Source organism: Fusibacter bizertensis, assembly GCF_029914245.1.
Classification (GTDB): Bacteria; Bacillota; Clostridia; order Peptostreptococcales; family Acidaminobacteraceae; genus Fusibacter_C; species Fusibacter_C bizertensis.
In genome coordinates this window covers 156,345-171,210 of sequence record NZ_JARYZI010000004.1, presented here as the reverse complement: position 1 = coordinate 171,210, position 14,866 = coordinate 156,345, and the positions used below count along the sequence as shown (strand labels likewise).

General features: G+C 34.4%; 14 protein-coding genes, 1 pseudogene, 1 riboswitch and 1 other annotated feature (1 of these 17 running past the window's edge). Of the genes and pseudogenes, 10 read left to right on the top strand and 5 right to left on the bottom strand.

The genetic code is table 11. The features are described from left to right. Positions 1-306: 306 nt before the first annotated feature. Both malQ and QE109_RS07710 read left to right on the top strand, forming a co-directional pair. Positions 307-1,794, top strand: a pseudogene (gene malQ, locus QE109_RS07715) (4-alpha-glucanotransferase); the annotation flags it as partial. A gap of 236 nt (positions 1,795-2,030) precedes the next feature. Beyond that, positions 2,031-3,257 (top strand): helix-turn-helix transcriptional regulator, encoded by a 1,227-nt coding sequence (locus tag QE109_RS07710; protein WP_281093860.1) that lies wholly within the window; start codon positions 2,031-2,033, stop codon positions 3,255-3,257. A gap of 2 nt (positions 3,258-3,259) precedes the next feature. Here QE109_RS07710 and QE109_RS07705 read toward each other — a convergent pair whose 3' ends face one another. The 3 genes from QE109_RS07705 to QE109_RS07695 are packed head-to-tail and all read right to left on the bottom strand — an operon-like array spanning position 3,260 to position 4,126. Then, positions 3,260-3,481 carry a hypothetical protein gene (locus QE109_RS07705; RefSeq protein ID WP_281093859.1) on the bottom strand — a complete coding sequence of 74 codons (222 nt, stop codon included), beginning with the start codon at positions 3,479-3,481 and terminating at the stop codon, positions 3,260-3,262. A gap of 13 nt (positions 3,482-3,494) precedes the next feature. Beyond that, positions 3,495-3,920: a DUF2207 domain-containing protein gene (locus QE109_RS07700; protein WP_281093858.1), complete on the bottom strand. Its 426-nt coding sequence runs from the start codon at positions 3,918-3,920 to the stop codon at positions 3,495-3,497. A 2-nt stretch (positions 3,921-3,922) separates the two neighbouring features. After that, entirely contained in the window at positions 3,923-4,126 is a 204-nt protein-coding gene (locus QE109_RS07695) for a helix-turn-helix transcriptional regulator (protein WP_281094041.1), read from the bottom strand. Positions 4,127-4,381: 255 nt separating this feature from the next. Between QE109_RS07695 and QE109_RS07690 the strand changes: the two genes are divergently transcribed. Beyond that, the gene (locus tag QE109_RS07690) at positions 4,382-6,286 is read left to right on the top strand and encodes a glycoside hydrolase family 13 protein (protein ID WP_281093857.1); all 1,905 of its coding nucleotides are present in this window, start codon (positions 4,382-4,384) and stop codon (positions 6,284-6,286) included. A gap of 88 nt (positions 6,287-6,374) precedes the next feature. Then, positions 6,375-7,826 (top strand): aminoacyl-histidine dipeptidase, encoded by a 1,452-nt coding sequence (locus QE109_RS07685; protein WP_281093856.1) that lies wholly within the window; start codon positions 6,375-6,377, stop codon positions 7,824-7,826. Between the two features lie 93 nt (positions 7,827-7,919). Here QE109_RS07685 and thrC read toward each other — a convergent pair whose 3' ends face one another. Beyond that, on the bottom strand, positions 7,920-9,422 hold the full coding sequence (gene thrC / locus QE109_RS07680) for a threonine synthase (protein ID WP_281093855.1): 1,503 nt from the start codon (positions 9,420-9,422) through the stop codon (positions 7,920-7,922). Positions 9,423-9,620: 198 nt separating this feature from the next. On the opposite strand from thrC, the gene QE109_RS07675 reads away from it, so the two are divergent. Genes QE109_RS07675 through QE109_RS07650 form a run of 6 tightly spaced genes read left to right on the top strand, consistent with a single transcriptional unit; the run spans position 9,621 to position 13,413 of the window. Beyond that, positions 9,621-10,205: a hypothetical protein gene (locus QE109_RS07675; RefSeq protein WP_281093854.1), complete on the top strand. Its 585-nt coding sequence runs from the start codon at positions 9,621-9,623 to the stop codon at positions 10,203-10,205. Between the two features lie 21 nt (positions 10,206-10,226). Beyond that, positions 10,227-10,826, top strand: coding sequence for an accessory gene regulator B family protein (locus QE109_RS07670; RefSeq protein ID WP_281093853.1), 600 nt, complete (start codon positions 10,227-10,229; stop codon positions 10,824-10,826). Next, positions 10,801-10,959, top strand: a complete 159-nt coding sequence (locus tag QE109_RS07665) for a hypothetical protein (protein ID WP_281093852.1) — start codon at positions 10,801-10,803, stop codon at positions 10,957-10,959. Before QE109_RS07670 ends, QE109_RS07665 begins: the two co-directional genes overlap by 26 nt. Positions 10,960-11,010: 51 nt before the next feature. Further along, on the top strand, positions 11,011-11,166 hold the full coding sequence (locus tag QE109_RS07660; RefSeq protein ID WP_281093851.1) for a hypothetical protein: 156 nt from the start codon (positions 11,011-11,013) through the stop codon (positions 11,164-11,166). A 44-nt stretch (positions 11,167-11,210) separates the two neighbouring features. Next, positions 11,211-12,638, top strand: coding sequence for a sensor histidine kinase (locus tag QE109_RS07655; protein ID WP_281093850.1), 1,428 nt, complete (start codon positions 11,211-11,213; stop codon positions 12,636-12,638). 13 nt (positions 12,639-12,651) lie between these two features. Then, the gene (locus QE109_RS07650; protein WP_281093849.1) at positions 12,652-13,413 is read left to right on the top strand and encodes a LytR/AlgR family response regulator transcription factor; all 762 of its coding nucleotides are present in this window, start codon (positions 12,652-12,654) and stop codon (positions 13,411-13,413) included. Here the strand turns inward: QE109_RS07650 and QE109_RS07645 are convergent. Then, positions 13,373-14,578, bottom strand: coding sequence for a cation:proton antiporter (locus QE109_RS07645; RefSeq protein WP_281093848.1), 1,206 nt, complete (start codon positions 14,576-14,578; stop codon positions 13,373-13,375). The genes QE109_RS07650 and QE109_RS07645 overlap by 41 nt on opposite strands. Positions 14,579-14,658: 80 nt before the next feature. Further along, positions 14,659-14,741: riboswitch (Fluoride riboswitch) on the bottom strand. A 95-nt stretch (positions 14,742-14,836) separates the two neighbouring features. After that, positions 14,837-14,866 (top strand) — a binding site (T-box leader); it runs 175 nt beyond the window's last position.

Sequence of the window (14,866 nt, the reverse complement as noted above, 5' to 3'; positions counted from 1 at the left end):
AACCGATTGCATAATGAATGAGAAAAAAACACCTATAAGAGGGTGCATTTATTTAATATTTTAGGGTATTTATGTGCATAATTCAATACAAAATAAATAGTACACCTTATTGACAAGGGTAATAAAAGTTAATATAATGAAATTGTGCAAACGGTTGCAATATTGATTTCAACTGTTTTGATTGAATAGTTCAGTGAACTTTTAACGTCTATATTAACAATAAAATGATGGTTGAATACGTTTTTCTACACCATGAATATAACATAAAGTAGCGTTTATTTAAGTCGAGTTTCTTATGAAAAGAGGGAGAATATGAAAAAGAGAAGTAGCGGTGTGCTATTGCATATTTCGTCGTTACCAGGCGATTTTGGTATTGGAGATTTTGGCAAGGGAGCATATGATTTTTTGGATTTCCTAGAAAGTTCAGGTCAAAAAAACTGGCAAATTTTACCGATTGGCATAACAGGATATGGTGATTCACCTTATCAATCATTCTCTGCTTTCGCGGGAAATCCGTACTTTATAGATCTTAATGAACTGATAGATATGGGTTATCTTGATAAAAAAGTAGTAGATAAAGCTGATTTTGGTAAAAACAAACATAAAATTGATTATGAAAAACTTTATTATAACAAAATGCCTCTGCTGAGAGTCGCATATGAGAATTCTAAAATTAAGTTAGCATATGAACTCGAGAAATTTTACGATAGTGAGAAACTTTGGCTAGAAGATTTTGCGCTTTATATGGCGATAAAAGCCAATAACGACAATAAATCGTGGATCGAGTGGGAAAAAGGTTTTGAACATAGTAAGACACCTAAAGTAGAAGCTTTTAAAGTTTCACATAAAAACGAGATTTTCTTTTGGGTGTTTACACAATATTTCTTTTTCAAACAATGGTACGCACTTAAATCTGTTGCTGCCAATAAAGGCATCAGTATAATTGGCGATTTGCCAATATATGTTGCTGAGGATAGTGCTGATGTATGGTCAAATCCGAAACTTTTCAAGTTGGGAAAAAATACAAAACCTATCAGTGTTGCGGGATGTCCTCCTGATGCTTTTTCAGCAACAGGGCAGTTATGGGGAAATCCAATCTACAACTGGGAGTATATGGCGGAACAAAACTATGCGTGGTGGATTACACGTATTGAGTATAGTTTAAAGATGTTTGATACAATAAGAATCGATCATTTTAGAGGGTTTGAAGCCTATTGGGAAATTCCATATGGCGACCCAACTGCAGAAAATGGTCAATGGACGCAAGGACCAGGAAAAGCATTGTTTGTAGCTATTAAAGAGGCGCTCGGTGATGTCAATATTATTGCAGAAGACTTAGGCTATCTAACAGAAGGTGTCATAGAACTTAGAGAATTCACAGGCTTCCCTGGCATGAAGATTTTGCAATTTGCCTTTGATGCAAGAGAAGAAAGTGACTACTTACCGCATAACTATACAGAGAATTTCCTAGCTTATACAGGTACACATGACAATGAAACTATCGTAGGGTGGATGGATAACGTTGCAAAGACAGATCGGGATTTTGCGATAGATTATCTAAAACTTGATAGAGGTGAAGGTTACCATTGGGGCTTTATCAGAGGTGTTTGGAGCTCAACTGCTTATCTTGCAATTGCTCAGATGCAGGACTTTTTAGGCCTTGACAACAAAGCGCGTATGAATTTCCCATCTACACTTGGAGGCAATTGGGTCTGGAGAATATCTAAACATGATTTATCTCCAGCACTGGCAAAGAAAATGAAACACATTACAAAACTTTACGGACGTCTATAAGGCAATAATGCTAACGGACATATATGTATGCATCAATATAACTGAGGGCGAATGTCCTTGGTTATATTTTTATTAAGTCACAATAACTTTGTGACAGAATCAGAGGGCTTGACGCCCGAAGATTTTTATTAAGTCACAATAACTTTGTGACAGAATCAGAGGGCTCGACGCCCGAAGATTTTTATTAAGTCACTATTTTCGAAAGTTGCAATTGATAGGGAAAAAGAGGACTAACCATGAAGAAAATAATAAATAGAACCAATGGAAAAATTCTAGGCTCAATTATCAAAATGAATCGTCATCACCAGAATATGAGTCAAAAGGCGCTTTCTGATGGAATTTGTGTGAGTTCATATCTAAGCAGAATTGAAAATGCTGAAATTATTCCCTCTGAACAAGTAATCTCAGAGTTGTTTGAAGCTTTGGCGATCCATTATAACGATTCAGAAGATTTTCTCAGACAAGGTCAGCAGCTTTTGACACATTTTTTAGAGGAACTTATGTTCAACGAATTTTCAAATTCAAAGCAAATTTTTGAAGAAATTGAAAAACAATCAGAGGCTTATAGACATTCACCTTTGATCATTGATTATTATATTGTTTGCCTAGCTTTTTATTGTACAAACAAGGACCGTCATGTTTTTGAAGCAACGCGATCATTACTTGAATCAGTGGAGAGTTTAATGAGTGCTGATCAGCGGTTTAAGTATTATCTCTATTATGGGATTGATCATGCAAAAGTATATAGAGATTATAACGGTGCATATGAGTTGCTCGTAAAAGCCCATCAGTTTGACACCAATGGGCATTTGTTTTACTGGCTTGGTTATGTTCATCTTGAACTAGGGAGCTACATAAAAGCGTTTGAGATGTTTACTAGAGCCCTTGAATTATATGTTTCAGAGGCTAATCTACTGAGTATTATTGGGACATATGAGATGCTGGGATTAACACATTTCCGTGCGAATAATTACGAAGATGGCATTAGCTATTTGAAAAAAGGGTTAAAATTATCTCAGAAACTTCAGTCATCTCAGTATGAAATTGCTTTTAAGAGCAATATCAAATGGGGAATGTTTAAATTGGGTGATTTCGATTTTGCAAGTTCTAACATCACTGTTGCTGAAATAGGTGTTTTAAATGAATTTACGATTCCAGTTATTATGACTTCTTTTTTTGCAAATCTTGAGATGGAAAATTCTATGAGTGTATCTGAATTACTGCCATTTTTCAAAAAAGAGGACTCACCACACTATGAACCATTTGTTGACCTTTTAGAGCATCCAGAACCGATCTTATGGTCTGAGAAAATCATAGAAAATGAACTGATTCTTAAGATGATGTTTGATCGTTATGAAAAACTAAACTATGAACTTGCTAAACACCTAAAATCAATGCTTATCAGGTTATATAAAAACAAGAGACGTTATAAAGAAGCACTTGAATTAACGAACATGCCTTAATTTTAATTGCTTTGTTTGTTAAAAAGTCCTCTTTTAAATGTTTTAAATTTTTGATATGAACTCGTTTGAACAAAGATGCTATAAAGGAGCATGGAGATGCTAAATCCCATACCGAAACCTCTTATTGCATCTGGTATACTAAAAAACTCACTTAGTGTTAATGTAACGATTAAAGCGACGATACCGACATAATAAAATCCATTGAGATGTTTGTTTCTTTTCATAATTAACCTCCATTTAATATCTATGCGTATAAAATAACTTAAGTGCGACTTTCACAATTGCCATATAAAGCATAGTAGCAAATAGTGTATAAAAAACCAAGTCGTTAATGAAAAATGATATACATGTTGCAATACCAAGTGATAACGCATAAATAAGCATAGCTGTACGACTTGTTTTTTGTAAAATTAGTATTTTTCGTTCATCTGACTCTTTGATAAAATGTGTTTTTAATGCTTCTTTTGATCTCATTGATAATGCGGTTTTACTTATTAAAGCGACACATATGCCAAGTAGTGAGATGTATAATCCGGTGATAAAACCCATAGATGCGGATGCAAGGGACTGTTTTGTAATTATAAAGTAAGAAAGTGAAAGTACTGCAGCGATGATTAGCAATAAGATAATTCTTTTGTTTGCTTTTTGTTTTAACTGATCCATGGTCAATCCTCCAATTCTGAGAAATCAAATACTTCTTCGATGGTTAATCCAAAGTACTTGGCGATTTTGTAAGCTAGCGCAAGAGATGCAGTGTATTTCCCTACTTCTATAGATGTAATTGTTTGCCTGGTAACACCAACAGCTGATGCGAGTTCTTCTTGTGATAACTTTTGAAGCTTTCTTAATTCTTGTATTTTCGATTTGATAACCATCACCTCTTTTATTGTATAGTTAACTTTGCAAATTTAGTATAGCATACTTTGCAAAATTTGTATAGTTAACTTTGCAAAAAAACAAAATGTGAAATGAAACGTTTTATTTGTGGATAAAATAGTTATTTTGATTGTGTTATTCACATGATGATCACCTTTGCTCTTGCCTTATGGTTTTATATAATGTAGTTGTAGAGGAAGTAATTCAATTTACATTTTTGAGTAAATTCAATCAAAGGAGAAATTAACATGAATATACATGCGATTTACCACGAAGCAAAAAGCAAATATGCTTATGCATTTGATAAAGATACAGTTCATATTCGGCTTAGAACTGCAAAAGGTGACATTAGCAATGTCAACATGGTATGGGGAGATCCGTTTAATTGGAGAAAAATGACTGAAGCTGAGATGATTGAGCATCAATCCAAAAATGAGGACCCTGATTTTACTAAAACGCATACTTGGGCAAGTGATAAAGATTCACCCATGGCGATGGTCAAAGACTATAGTGATCATTTATATGATTATTGGTTTATTGAAATTAAACCAGAGTTTAAGCGTACTAGATATGGTTTTGAGCTTTTTAAGGAATCAGTAAATAGCGATGAACGCTTTTTTTACGGTGCACATGGTGCATATGATCTTTCTTTACATCCTGAGATGCTATCTTCATTAAATGACTTTTTTAACTTTCCATACTTAAATGAAGAAGACGTCTTTTCAGCACCATCTTGGGTGAAAGATGCTGTCTGGTATCAAATTTTTCCTGAGAGATTCGCAAATGGTGATCCATCTTTAAACAAGCCACATGTTCTACCATGGGGAAGTCATAAAGAAGTGACAAATGAGATGCATTTTGGCGGAGATCTACAGGGGATAATATCTAAACTCGATTATATAAAAGATCTTGGTGCGACAGGAATTTATTTTACACCGATTTTTGAAGCGCCTACAACACACAAATATGATACAATCGATTATTTTAAGATAGATCCAGAGTTTGGTACCAACGAAGCTTTTAAAATACTTGTGGATGAAGCGCATAAAAGAGGCATCAAGGTTATGCTTGATGCTGTATTCAATCACTGTGGATTCAAGCATCCCTTTTTTCAAGATGTCGTTAAAAATGGTATGCGTTCAGAGTATGCACAGTGTTTTCATCTAATTAAGGAACCAGTTATTAATTTTCCGATAAATGCTAAGGGATTTCCGGCACCAACAGGTTATATGGCGGCCGGTGCGCTTAACTACGAAACTTTTGCTTTCACCCCAAATATGCCAAAATGGCGAACAGGGAATCCAGTTGCAGAGCGATATCTGTTAGATGTTGCAGAGTATTGGATCAGAGAATATGATATTGATGGTTGGAGATTAGATGTATCAAACGAAGTTTCTCATGCGTTTTGGAGAAAATTTAAAAAGGCAGTAAGAGCTATAAAACCTGACTTATTCATTCTTGGTGAAAACTGGGATGATTCAACTCCGTGGTTACGCGGTGATCAATTTGATTCAGTGATGAATTATGAGTTTACTTATCCAGTATGGCATCTATTAAGTCGTGAAGCGATGTATAAAGATTTTGGTGTTGAGGCATTTAAAGATAATATCAGTAGATTACTAGTAAGTTATCCTAAAAATATCGCCATCAATATGTTCAATCTTCTTGATAGTCATGATACATCAAGACTTCATACTATGTTGGGGGAAGACGAAAGATTGGTTAAAATAGCTTTTTTACTACAAATGTCTTTTGGAGGGTCGCCAAGCGTTTATTACGGAAGTGAAATTGGACTTTTTGGAGTACATGATGGTAACCGTCAGTGTATGGTATGGGATGAAGCAGAGCAAAATTTAGGATTAAAAGCGCACGTAAAACAAATGATTGCTCTTAGAAATCAGTACCCAGCAATGAAAGAAATGGATATGAAGTTTATAAGTTATGATCAAGCATCTGAAATGCTAATTTACTCGAAAGAATATAAAGACGAAACATTGACTTTTATTATAAACTTGGAGGAACGTAAACAGACCATATCACTTAAATCTCTCAATCTGGATTTTATTGAAGATGTTTACAATGGTTATAAACTATCTGTTGATGAACAAGCGAGCTTGGTACTGGACGCATTTTCCTTTAGAATCTTGAAATAATATGATAAAATGAACCTGACAATATCGTTTGGGTTAGAAGAGAATCTAACCATTCTTAAAAAACGAGAGTTTGAAAGGGGATTTTTATATGGAACGCGTACTTAAGGGATTAGAACCTGAAAGTGTTTTTAGAAATTTCGAAACTTTGACACAAATACCTAGAGAATCTGGAAATGAAGAGGCTGTAGCAACTTATTTGGAATCATTTGCTCAAAAGTTGGGCCTTGAAGTTGTAAGAGAAACGTCCAATAACATAATCATAACTAAACCAGCAACACCGGGTTATGAGCACTCTAAAAGTGTTATATTACAGGGACATACAGATATGGTCTGTGTCAAATTGGATACATTAGATTTTGATTTTAATACACAACCAATTCCTATTGTGATTGAAGGAGATTGGATCAAAACAAAAGGTACAACTTTAGGAGCTGACAATGGTGTAGCTGTTGCAATAGCAATGAGTATTCTTGAAAGTACTACACTAGAGCACCCGAAAATTATTGCGCTTTTCACAACCGCTGAAGAAACTGGAATGGATGGGGTAATCGCGCTTGATCCAGAACATGTAAAAGGGGATGTACTCATTAACCTTGATTCTGAAGAAGAGGGCACGCTTTTGGCATCTTGTGCTGGTGGCGTAAACAATATTGCTGATTTGAAAATTTCATATACTAATCGCATGCTCCCACTGGCTTATGAGCTTGTTATAGCAGGATTAGCAGGTGGTCATTCAGGAGCAGAAATCGATAAAAATCGTGCAAATGCCATCAAACTAATAGGACGAACACTTTCCATCTTTAAAGCACATTTCCCTTATGAACTTTATGAAATTTATGGTGGAGAGAAAATGAATTCTATTGCAAAACGTAGTGTCATGAAGTTCACTGTGGATCATGAAAATAAATATCTGTTAGAAGATCTTGTTGAATCGATTGAAGCTACATTTAAAAACGAGTATGAAGTTGCAGATCCAGAAATTAGATTGGAACTTAAAAAGACGCAAGTTCCGGAACAAGTTTTCTCACAAACTACAAGGGATGCGATAGAAAAGCTTCTGAGACTTACACCTTTTGGTGTGTACACTATGAGTGCTGGAATTCCAGGCCTAGTAGAGTCTTCTAATAATTTGGGTGTTCTTGAACAATTTGGTGATACGCTAAAGCTTACCAATGCAGTTAGAAGTTCAGTTAATTCTAAAAAGCAGGAGTTAAATGAAGTTATGGCGCTTGTATGTGAAGCTGTAGGTGCTGAAAATTCTCTTATGGCCGATTATCCAGAGTGGTCGTTTAAAGTAGAATCTCCAACGCGAGAGTTGATGAAAACAACATATCATGACTTGTATGGTAAAGAACTCAAAATCGATGCTATCCATGCAGGACTTGAATGTGGATTCTTAAAAGAAAAAGTAGGCGATATTGATATGATTTCTTTAGGACCAGATATGCATGATGTGCATACACCATTTGAAAGACTAAGTATCAGCTCGACAGCGAGAACTTATGAATTTTTATGTGAAGTTCTTAAACGCATGAAATAATGTGTTAGCATACCAAAAAATGACTATAACAATTCAGAACTGAATTGTTATAGTCATTTTTTTATTTTAAGGCTATCTTGCAACAGTCCCTTTTTAAGTTAAGATATGAAGTACTTCTTCTTTAAGTGCGTCTTTTGAGATGGTTTTTGTGTGTCTTTCTACTCGCAAATCGAGGTTTTCAATAGGTTTTGGTATAGCCAGGCCCGTATGTTTTGAGAGCATGTGGATCAGCTCAAAGTCATTATGATGACCATCATTTATACCTAACCCCGAAGCTACTGCACCAGCAAATTTGTAAGGACTAGCAGTTGAGGCGATAAGTGTGTGTGTGTGATCACCAGTTTCTTTAACATAATCACTATATACTTTGTAAGCTACTGCTGTATGAGTGTCTAAGAGATAATGCTGCGCTTTGTAGAGTGTATTTATCGTTTCGAGTGTTTCTGTATCAGTGGCAAAACCACCATAAAAAGTAGAAAGTTTCTTCTTCATCTCATTAGAGATAACATATCGATGATTTGATTTCAAATCTGTCATCAAACGGTTAACTTCGCTTGCATCTTGATCACTAAGTGCGTAAAGAAGACGCTCTAGATTACTAGAAATCAATATATCCATTGATGGCGATTTGGTAACTTCAAAAGCACGATCAATATCGTATATACCTGTGTTGATAAAGTCAGTGAGTATATGGTTGACATTTGAAGCACATATAAATTTGTTGATTGGAAGTCCCATTTCTTTTGCATAATAAGCTGCAAGTATATTGCCAAAGTTACCAGTAGGTACAGTTACATTGATCAAATCACCACTTGAGATGGTGCCCTCTCTTACGAGTTCAAGATAAGCATGATAGTAATAGACAATCTGAGGCAACAACCTTCCAATGTTAATTGAGTTCGCAGAAGAAAAACGATAATTTTTTTCAGCGAGCAAATTTTTTAACGCTTCATCGAGAAACATATTTTTGACACCAGTTTGCGCATCATCAAAATTCCCTGTGATTCCAATAACTGAAACATTATTTCCCTCTTGTGTCGTCATTTGTTTTTTTTGTACTTCACTGACGCCATCCGTTGGATAAAAAACGATGATTTTGATACCATCTAAATTCGAAAAACCTTCAAGCGCTGCTTTACCAGTATCACCAGAAGTAGCAGTTAAGATAACAATTTCATCTTGAACGCCAAGCTTGCTAGCTGCTGTTTTTAAAAAATATGGCAATATAGATAATGCCATATCTTTAAATGCTAAAGTGCTACCATGAAATAACTCTACAAAACTTACCTCGCCAAAAGTCTTAAGAGGTACAATATTTGCACAACTGAATTTTGAGTCGTAGGCAGCATCGACGCATTTTTCTATCTCTATCTCAGTAAAATCGGTTAAGTATAAACTAAATATAGCTTTAGCAAGGGAGGCGTAAGAGGTGTTAATTAATGCGTCTGTAAGTGGATAGTTTGGGAATTTTGAGGGGACAAATAGTCCTCCATCTTTGGCAATTCCTTTTAAGACTGCATCAGAAAAAGTAGCTTCTTCTTGCTTATTTTTTGTTGCTCTTGTGCTACTATATGTTATTTGTGAGGTTAATGTCATGTTTTCCTCCATAGATTTATTGAATTTTCTTAACATAAAATTAGTTTATTTTAACACGTCACTAGACCATAGACAAGTTCATTTAGGAAGTAAAAACCACCATTTAGGAAAAAATAAAGTTGCTATGTACGTTTAACGCTATATTGTAGACAAGATTATCTTTTCATGCAAGATAAAATTCGACAATAAGGAGAAGATATGAAAAATAGAATTAGTTCTGTGGCGGTTGCCATTATAACGATTCTCATCTGTCTGATGTTAGTGGTGGTAATCTTTAAAGATAAAATAATTGAAAATACAATCAATACATACTTTGAATCCATATATAATGTTTCTCCAAACACATATAAAGAAATAACTAAAGGGAATAACATCATAAAGTTAAATAAAAATGGTGCTTTAACGCATTCTGAAATTTTAGATGAAAATATTGAAAACTATGTTAAAGCACGTATGAGTGGCTTATATACTGACAGATTTTATGAAAAATACCTTATAGGAAAAAGTGAGATACTTACACCATCCATTGCAGCATTTAACAGTAACTTGGATATTAAGTTTAAGTTGTTGAAGCTTAAAGATGCCAACTATGCAGGGGATGATAAAGTATATAATTTTCAAATTCAACTTATCGTTAAAGAGAATGAAAGTGGAATAGAACAGATCCTTCTAAACCGAGGACAGATATCACTAAGAAGAGTTTTTATTTTCTATAAAATTGATCGGATAAAGTACGACTGTGATGAACTAATACGTTACTTAGGTGTAGAGCCGAACTCTTGATTATTGAAATGAGGCAAATCTATGGTTAAACAAAGATATTATGATTATGTAAATAGTAAATTTGATGCAGAACCAGGTTCTATTAAGGCGATTAGATTAAAATATGGTATTGAGATGTTTTATTTGAGTTTTTCAAAATTAATTGCCGTTTTAGTCATATCATTTTTATTAGGTATTTTCTTAGAAACCATCATTACACTTGCTTCTTACAATTTTATAAGACAAAAATCACAAGGTCTGCATGCCAAATCATCACTAAAATGTTTGATTTCCAGTATGACCTTTTTCGTAATATTGCCTTGGATGGTTGTTCATGTGGATATATACCCCTATATAAGCATTGCAGCCGCCTGGGCAATCCCCGTTATTGCTTATCTGTACGCACCTTCAGATACTCATAAAAAACCGATTGTGCAGAAAAAAGTAAGAGAAAAATTAAAAAAAGATGCTATAATTCGAAGCTTTATCGTAGTGGGATTAATACTAATTGTCCCTGATCCTACGGTTAAATTTCTTTTGGTAATGGGAGCATTTATTGCTCTATTATATATTTTGCCAATTACTTATAAGATTATGAAGGAAGAGAGGAACAACTATGAGAAATTTGAAAGAAACACTTGAAACAAAAGCGGTGTCAACGCTTGAAAAAGTCATTCTTAGCTTTTCAGACCGTTCAGATGATTGTACATTTGTTATGATTGATGAGATTCCATATCCGAGTGAGCTTATAAAACTTGAGTGTGAGGAAGAGTAGTTAATCGATCATAATTCGAGTAGGGTTTTCTTACCAGAAAGTGAGGAATTAATGAGAAATTTCAAAGAAAAACTTGAAGCACATGTAGCTCAGGTAATCGAAAAAGTTGTCTTAAGTTATACTGACAATTATGATAACGGTAGCTTTTTGCTCATTGATGACATCCCATACCCTGAAGAATTAATTATACTAGAGACTGAAGAATAAAATGAGTACAAAATCATGAAATTTTAAAATGTTACCTATAGCCAATGCTATTTAGTAAGAACCTTAGAGAGAGAAGAACATTTCCATTTGACATGCATCATCATATGCCTTTGATTACACAATATGGTATAATCTACTATATGGAGGGCGATATGATGGTGTATTTTTTTCAGTCATTGTCTACAATAGGGCTAGTTTTACTTGTTAGTAAGATCATGTTAAGAGAACGAATTGTGATTATAAAAGATTTATCGATACTTATAGGATTAACAAGTTTTATCGTTCTTATAGAGAGCATACTTAAAATCAAGGAAAGTTCACTGGGAGGCTTGTTTTTACTGGGCTTGTTTGTTTATTTTTTTCTGTCAAATAAAAAAGTTCTCATCAACATATTGAGCTTATCTATAAGTATGATTATTGCTATTTTATCTGATATCCTTTCCATGACTGTTTTATCTGTTTTTATCCAAAGTTCTGTATTAGAAGCAGAAAGATTTAGAAATAATCCGCTTCTATATTTTGTATCTTTAATCTTGATGTTTGTTTTTTCTTGTTCAATTGCATTAGCACTTAGAAAATTAATTGGCAAGCGAGAGCAAATGGTCAGAGCGATTCGCAGCAGAGAACTTCCGAGCTTTGTCGGACTGTTAGCTATGGGGCTTTTTTTGTTTTTGTATTGGTTAACCTTTTCAGTGACCTCTTATACAACCATCTCTAGAGCGATTTTACTTGTTATTATGACGGTTATTGTAAGTGCGATCCTGATTGCAGCACTCTTTTTTGTAAAATCACGAACCAGTATCATAGAATTAAAAAGTAAAGAAAATGAATTAGAGCAATTGATGATGTATACAAGAGAAATAGAAACAATGCATAAAGAGATCAGAAAATTCAAACACGATTATATAAATATTTTGGCCTCTTTATCAGGTTATATTGAAGCAAAGGACATGAATGGACTTCGGGCCTACTTTGAAGATAAAATTGTTATGGTATCACAAAAAAATGAAAATATAGATATGACACTTGACCGTTTAAGTTATCTAGAACAACTTGAATTAAAAGGCTTGTTTGCTTTGAAAGTCCTGAGAGCTCAGGATGCAGGTATATCCGTGCTAATCCAAATTGTTGAAAACATAAGGATTGATATGGATATTGTAGAGCTGTGCAGGGTGATAGGTATTTTTATGGATAATGCCATTGAAGCAGCAGAAAATACAACTAATCCGAAAATAACAATAGCAGTTATCAAAAGATCAGATCGTGTAATGGTGGTTATATCTAACACAGTTAAAGACATGCCTCCTATTTATAAATTGAGGGAAAATGGCTTTACATCCAAAGGAAAGCAAAGAGGCTTAGGACTTGAAATTGTGAGAGATATTTTACGAAAATATGAAAATATAACAAATGACTTAAAATATGAGAATGACACATTTACACAAATATTAGAAATTTTTAATTATACATAACTAGGGGGGCATAATGATAGATATTTTTATTTGTGAAGATGATCAAATGCAACTAGAGCAGTTAGGAAAGATGATAGAAAATCATATCCTAATTGAAAATTTTGACATGCAGATTAAAGTGAAAACCCAATATCCTGACGAAATATTGGACCATATAGTTGATAATAAGACATCAAATATATATTTTTTAGATGTAGATTTAAAAACAAATATCAATGGTATTGAGCTTGCAGAAAAAATCAGACGTAACGATCCTAGAGGCTTTATCATCTTTGTGACAACACATGATGAGATGAGTCCGCTTACTTTTAAATATAAAGTTGAAGCATTAGATTATATCATCAAAGGCAATGCCAAAGAGATCAGTTATCAGATTTTACAGTGTCTATTAAATATTGACAGTAAAACATCGATTGCCTCACCTCAGTTGATGAAACGTTTTAATTTGAGAACAAAAGATAAAACTGTAAACCTGAATTTCGAAGAAATATATTTTTTTGAGACAGCATCATCAGCGCATAAAGTAGCTATGCACTGTAAAACGCAGATTGTTGAATTTAATGGTAGCCTTAATGACATCGAAGCTCAATTAGATGATCGATTTGTGAGATGTCACAGATCTTATGTAGTCAATATACAACATATAGCTGAAATCAATCATAATAAAAAAATCTTAAGTCTTCATAATGGACAAACATGCTTGTTGTCATCAAGAGGACTTAAGATGTTAAAAGCTAGGATGACATCGATTTTTCCGCATCCTCTGGGCCAGTAAGAAATTTTTTGTACGTCAGATCTATTCCTATTGCACCTATAGGTGCAGTAATCATAATCGCTAGAACTGCAATTGTAAGTATTAAGTGACCTGAAGTTACACCAGCAGAAAGTGGTATTGCACCAATTGCTGCTTGAACTGTTGCTTTTGGCAGATAAGCAATTGAACAAAAAAGACGTTCTTTTTGCTTAAGTGGGGTTTTAATGAGGCTGAGATTGACACCAATTATTCTAAAGATCAGTGCAACTAGAATTAATGCAATTGCACCAAGGCCAGCCGCACCTAAATATCTAATGTCAACTGCTGCTCCAACCAATACAAATAGCAATATTTCAGCACCAACCCAAATTTTTGAGAACTTTCCCTTTAACCTTTTGGCAAGCACTTCATAGGTTTCTAAAATGGTAGCACCCATCGCCATAACGGCTATAAGTCCGGAAACTGGGAGATAAGGTTTTAAAAATGTTTCAAGCGAAACAAAGAGAAAAGCAACGCTTAAAATTACCATGACTTTAACAGTATCCCTTACGTGAAGACGTTTGAAAACTTTTACGATGATTACACCAGAGATAATTCCTAGTCCTATCCCCAGCGCTATAGAGATAGGTACTTTAAGAAGAGTAGAAGCGTTAAAGCCTTCACCACCGTACATCCCCATGAAAGCAGTGAAAAGTACAATAACATAAATATCATCTACAGAAGCCCCAGCCATAATCAATTGCGGAATACTTTTATCTTTGCCATATCCATTTTCCATTAAATGTAGCATACGAGGCACAATTACTGCTGGAGAAACTGCTGCAAGCACAGTTCCTAATATAGCAGCCTCAATTACAGAGATGCCAAATAAGGGTGGCGCTAATAGTATAATTGCCACAAGTTCAAAAGTGGCTGGAACAAAGCACATTAGAATTGCGGGTCTACCAACACGTTTTAAGTCAGCTAGATCAATTGCTAAACCTGCTCTTGTGAGTATGATGATCAAGGCGATTTCTCTCAGTTCAGAAGAAATGTCTAAAATATCATTTGAGATCCAGTTGAGTACATAAGGACCTAGCAAGATACCAGTTAATATCATTCCCATTAAACCAGGTAGTTTTAAACGATTAAAAATGCCACTTAGGGAAAAACCAACAATGAGTATAAGAGATAAGCTTAATAACATATAATTGCCTCCAAATTGTGAGTGCTCAGATTTTATCACAAACAAGTTGTGACTTTAAAAAAGCTGATGGTTCTGTGACGTTAATCACAGAAGTCATCAGCTGTTTAAGCGGTTTAAGTACAGCGAACTGTAACTAAGGGAGAACCTCATTCCCACTGGAAATATAATAGCATAATTCAAACCCTAGTTCAATCCAAACCAGATAAATTTATGCTTGACAATCAAAATTCAAAAGTTTATATTAGGTTTAATCTTATAAGAGTAGCGTCGATAAGGCCAGTATGCTTT

Excerpts from the sequence above, each read along its gene's own strand:
- thrC (WP_281093855.1), bottom strand. The coding sequence starts at position 9,422 with ATGACATTAACCTCACAAATAACATATAGTAGCACAAGAGCAACAAAA.
- QE109_RS07685 (WP_281093856.1), top strand. The coding sequence starts at position 6,375 with ATGGAACGCGTACTTAAGGGATTAGAACCTGAAAGTGTTTTTAGAAAT.
- QE109_RS07670 (WP_281093853.1), top strand. The coding sequence starts at position 10,227 with ATGGTTAAACAAAGATATTATGATTATGTAAATAGTAAATTTGATGCA.
- QE109_RS07650 (WP_281093849.1), top strand. The coding sequence starts at position 12,652 with ATGATAGATATTTTTATTTGTGAAGATGATCAAATGCAACTAGAGCAG.
- QE109_RS07690 (WP_281093857.1), top strand. The coding sequence starts at position 4,382 with ATGAATATACATGCGATTTACCACGAAGCAAAAAGCAAATATGCTTAT.
- QE109_RS07700 (WP_281093858.1), bottom strand. The coding sequence starts at position 3,920 with ATGGATCAGTTAAAACAAAAAGCAAACAAAAGAATTATCTTATTGCTA.
- QE109_RS07710 (WP_281093860.1), top strand. The coding sequence starts at position 2,031 with ATGAAGAAAATAATAAATAGAACCAATGGAAAAATTCTAGGCTCAATT.
- QE109_RS07645 (WP_281093848.1), bottom strand. The coding sequence starts at position 14,578 with ATGTTATTAAGCTTATCTCTTATACTCATTGTTGGTTTTTCCCTAAGT.
- QE109_RS07655 (WP_281093850.1), top strand. The coding sequence starts at position 11,211 with ATGCTATTTAGTAAGAACCTTAGAGAGAGAAGAACATTTCCATTTGAC.
- QE109_RS07675 (WP_281093854.1), top strand. The coding sequence starts at position 9,621 with ATGAAAAATAGAATTAGTTCTGTGGCGGTTGCCATTATAACGATTCTC.
- QE109_RS07705 (WP_281093859.1), bottom strand. The coding sequence starts at position 3,481 with ATGAAAAGAAACAAACATCTCAATGGATTTTATTATGTCGGTATCGTC.
- QE109_RS07665 (WP_281093852.1), top strand. The coding sequence starts at position 10,801 with ATGAGAAATTTGAAAGAAACACTTGAAACAAAAGCGGTGTCAACGCTT.
- QE109_RS07660 (WP_281093851.1), top strand. The coding sequence starts at position 11,011 with ATGAGAAATTTCAAAGAAAAACTTGAAGCACATGTAGCTCAGGTAATC.